Raw genomic sequence first — 4,803 nt, forward strand, 5'->3', positions numbered from 1 at the left:
TCAGCTTTTTGACAATTAAATGAATTTAGTATGAAAGCTATACAAATAAAGGGATGCGAGGCTTTTTCTGCCTATTAAACAATCAATATGAGCAACAAAACTATGTGCATACATAAAATTATACTATTTGGCTCTGTTAGGTTAAGCCAACTAAAGTTAGTCAGTTGGCTTTTGATAAAATATTGCGTATGCCGTTAATTAAAAGCTGTAATTAAAGCCTGCGTAATAGCGCCGACCAGAATAGCTCGAGTTAAGTAATCGTGTATCTGTATCATCACCTAAACGCGTTACCGATTCCGACTTAGTTAAATTAATAACAGCAGCTGTTAAGCTTAGCCCTTCATACAAATTAACCGATGCATTAACGTCAACTTGCTCATAGGGATCTTGATATACATTTAAACCACTATTAAGGCCTAATACTGTCTCCCCTCGTTTGTTATATGAAGCGCGCACATTAAAAGCGTCACCTTCATAATAAACAGAAGTGTTGTACTGATACTTTGCACTACCTATTAATGCCGACTGACCAAATTCTTCACCATTTACAGTTACATCTGCTTTGTTAGTTTTGTTATAGGTGTAGTTTGCGTAAAAGCCAAAACCATTATCAAAGGCATGCTGGATAAATACTTCCGCGCCTTTAGATACCGCATCGGTACCATTACCTACATTGCTATACGGAGCTATATTAATAATACCGGCATCCACTATGTTATTTTTACCGGCAAAACTTTGCTCTACATCTATTACCAGTGGCACAACAAAGTTATCTACTTTTTTATGGAAAAGCGCCAATCCAATAGCAGAACCCTCGCTGTAATAATACTCAATAGATAAATCTGCTTGAACTGATTCAAATGGTTTCAAGTTTTTATTACCGCCACTACCGCTAAAACCAGGCAATTCATTAAATGCAGTTCTATCATCGGCCCATTCATCCGATACAAATGTAATACGCTGCTGCGCACCTAAATCGCTGTAATCAGCGACGAGACATTACTTTTGCTATTGCCCCACGTATAACTAAATCGTCGGTTGCATCCCACGCTATATTAAAGCTCGGTAGTATTTGAGTGTCTTTGTTTTGCTGAGTGACTAACTGATAGTCTTCTACAAAACGTGCGTCACCCGTTACTGGCTCACCTGTTGCGTCATTTGTGTGATCTAATTGGTAGGTATATAAGTCGGTAGATGAAGTAAATGTTTTAGTTTGTACTACGCGTACGCCCAAATTACCTCTTACTTCACTAAACTCAAAATCGCCTTGAATATAAAAAGCAGATATTTTTTCTTCAATGTCGTAAACAAAGTTATCTTCAATACGTGTATAAGGAACATAGTTAGCAGTGACCATATCGCGGTATTTATCCCAATCGATACTTGGCATTTGGTTTATATCAAAACCACCAGCAATATTACTCTCACTCGTAAATACATTTTGAGCCAAAGGCATTCCACCATTCCACTGGTAGCTATCAAAACGCGTAATACCTTGCTCGCTTGCTTCCCCTGCAGCTATATCAAAATTAGGATCTAAAAAGAAGGTATTGCCAGTTTCACGATGAAGCATGGAGTTACGGTATTTGACACCGGTTCTAATTGTTTTTAAAAAGCCCCAATCAACATAAAAATCCACATCAGCTTGGTAATAATCTTCTTCTAACTCACTGCGTACAAAACTTGAGTTTGAAGAACCCGCATCACGACCGCCTCCAATACCATTTTGTAAGTTAGTTAATGTATTAGGGTCGATATTAAGTGATACATTATTTTGGTTCAGTGACCAGCCTGCCGTTTGAGCTGCATTTTGTAGAGTAGAGGCGTTTTCGCCGGCGTTTGAACTTTTATATGCAGCCTCCCAGCTTTCTTCTGGCCCTCCTTCTGATTTTGTATTACCCACAACAAAACGTGCTTTAAAATTATCGCCTTCATAAGTTAAATTAAAATCAAAGGTATCGGAGGTGGATTCTTCACGTACATAACTGCCGCGCATCCACGGAAACTGCATATCACTTTCAATATCGCTTGCCATTGCATCGTATTGCATACCTGTAACAATAGCGCCCGACTCATCAAGGTTTACATCCGTTAAAAAATCAGAATTTAAAGACCACTCTGGTATATCAATCACAGATTCTGTTCTGTCTTGGCCGAGTGTAAAGCCAAAGTAATTAAATCCAAGCTCTAAACGATTTGTTGGTCGCCACTGTGTACTAACTTGAATTCCTTCGCGCTCACGTTTTTCGTTAAGAACTGAACCTCGCACAACTTGTGGAAACCAAACGCCATCGTAACTGTTGCCGTTTGCATCATTAATAGTATCCCAACCATTATTGTTATTAACTGCGTTAGCGTTTATATCTGTAGGTTGTCCAGTACCAGTATAGCGCCATACATTTGCATCAGTTCCGCCCGAAAGTGTCCTGTTTATTCGTTCCTGATAGGTATAGCCAACTAATACACCAAAGTCTTCGTCGTCGTTTTTCCATGAATATAAACCCGTAAACTGTGGTTCATATTCTTTTGAAACATCAGCGTAAGTACTCTCTACATTAATTACACCTGAGTTTGCATCCATACTCAAAGGCTTTCGGCTATGCATTAATACAGTACCACCAACCCCTCCTTCATCTAAGCGTGCCTCTGGCGATTTATAAACCTCTACACTTTCAATCATCGAAGACGGTAACAAAGCATAATCAAACGAACGCGAAGGCTCTCCCGGAGAAGACGCAATAAAATTACCATTAAGCTGTGTAAAAGTAAGTTCTGACGATAAACCACGAATACTGACTGATGAACCTTCCCCACCATCACGCTCAATTACCACACCAGGTACACGCTGAAGAGAGTCCGCAACGTTTTTATCAGGGAACTTCCCAATATCTTCCGCTGTAATTGCATCAACCACTGAGCCAGACATACGTTTTACATCTAAGTTTTCGGCCATACTTGAACGGATGCCACGTACTTCTATTACTTCCATATCTTTTGTGTGCTGCGAGTTTTCGTTTTCTTGCGCTGCAAAAGCACACGTAGAACCCAAAGCAGAAAAAATTGATACATAAAGTGATGACTTACAAAACGTTGAAAAAGGGAAAGGGTATATACTTGCTACTATCATGTGAGAGGCTGTTCCATTTAAATCTGCTCATAAAACTAAGCGAGAAGTTAGTCCTTTTACGCAAATTATTCACGTAATGGCAAAAATTGTTCCCAATTCTACACAGCTAAACTTAACCGTTTGTTAACCAACAATATAAAATCGAGTGAATCCTCTTTTAACTGTATTTATACCTATTAAATGAAAGCTAAAATCCAGCCCACACATCAAAGCCGCTCTCAATTAATAAACTAAGAGCGGCTTTGTTGTATTTAATAGCTTAATAAAATAATTACGGTGCATAAATCATCATAGAGTGTATAGAAAAAACTAAGGGGGATAATTAGATGTGGTAGTCAGCAGCTTACATTTTAAAAAGCAAAGCTGCCGAATGATATTTGAAAGAAGTAACAATTGCTAAATAGCGCTTGGTTAATCAAGCGTAGCAATAACCTCTGAAAGCTCGAGTAATGTAGGCTTTCCACCATAATAATTGGTATCTATATGATAGCTATTACCCACCCAGAAAGGTGCTTTAGTTGAGTTATGTCCATGTATTGAAAAGTCGACTCCATGACTTTTAACTACCTTATTTTGTTTAACTACTTCGCGATCCCACAATAGAGATTGCACAATCACCGATTTATCATCAGGGTAATTTTCCCAATCCCACGATTGTGCAAATGTATGAGACAACCCAACTTTATAACCGCGATATTCAAGTACTATTGAAAGAGGTTTAGTTAGTAACTCATCGCACATAACATTGAGCTTTTCACTCGATACCGACTTGTGCCAATTGCCACCATTGTCAGTCCATAATTTAAAAGCCGCTTTATCATTACTTAATAATGATTCCAACATTAAATGCTCATGATTACCTAATATCATACATGCCCTAATGGCTTGTAAGTATGTAAATAAGTCATATGTTTTATCCCCGCGATCAACAAAATCGCCTAGGCAAAATAAAGTATCTCTTTCAGGGTTAAAATTTACATTATTAAGTGCGTTTTTTAAGGCAGGTAAATCACCATCAAGATCGCCAATTACAAATACTCGGCACTCATCATTAATAAATATTGCTTGTTTTGAAGATACAGCCTGAATAGCGTTAATACCTATATGCAAAATAGACTCCTATAGAATGCAATCTAAAACTTAGATTAATACTTGAGTTTATAAAGCCTTAAGGTAACACAATATAATTGATAATTAATGAAGGTAATAAGATTTGATTGAAACTAAAAATGTATGACAGCGGACTTTAACTACAAGCTAAATAAGTAATGTAGATAGTTTTTAGCCAATAGTAAAAAGCGGCTTAGCAAAATACCTGAACAAGTTATAAGTTCGTTAGCAGCACAAACTTATCAGCCAGCTCATCTAAACTTTCACGCTTATTAGGATCGGGCTTTATACAGTCAATTGGACATACACTTACACAAGTAGGTTTATCATAATGCCCTACACACTCAGTACATTTATTAGCATCTATTTGGTATATCTTCGCGCCCATATAAATAGCCTCATTAGGGCACTCTGGGTCACACATATCGCAGTTAATGCATTTACTATTTATGAGTAGAGCCACTTTTTAGCCTTTCCAATTAAAGTTCATATAAAACAAAAAATGAAAAAATAGAACATTTACTGCTTTATTTTAAATTATATGATTAACAGCGTTAAATTATGCA

The 4,803-nt window shown here is 37.4% G+C and carries 2 protein-coding genes and 1 pseudogene; all 3 read right to left on the reverse strand.

The window, feature by feature from the left end:
* Nucleotides 1-198: 198 nt before the first annotated feature.
* The 3 genes and pseudogenes from GQR46_RS16205 to GQR46_RS16215 all read right to left on the reverse strand — a co-directional run bounded on the left by GQR46_RS16205 (nt 199) and on the right by GQR46_RS16215 (nt 4,700).
* Nucleotides 199-3,127, reverse strand: a pseudogene (locus GQR46_RS16205) (TonB-dependent receptor).
* A 411-nt stretch (nt 3,128-3,538) separates the two neighbouring features.
* Nucleotides 3,539-4,237, reverse strand: a complete 699-nt coding sequence (locus tag GQR46_RS16210) for a metallophosphoesterase (RefSeq protein WP_165741505.1) — start codon at nt 4,235-4,237, stop codon at nt 3,539-3,541.
* Between the two features lie 214 nt (nt 4,238-4,451).
* The gene (locus tag GQR46_RS16215; RefSeq protein WP_010554958.1) at nt 4,452-4,700 is read right to left on the reverse strand and encodes a YfhL family 4Fe-4S dicluster ferredoxin; all 249 of its coding nucleotides are present in this window, start codon (nt 4,698-4,700) and stop codon (nt 4,452-4,454) included.
* Between the last annotated feature and the right edge of the window lie 103 nt (nt 4,701-4,803).

This window comes from Pseudoalteromonas sp. Z1A6 (assembly GCF_011378745.1).
Lineage (GTDB): Bacteria > Pseudomonadota > Gammaproteobacteria > Enterobacterales > Alteromonadaceae > Pseudoalteromonas > Pseudoalteromonas arctica.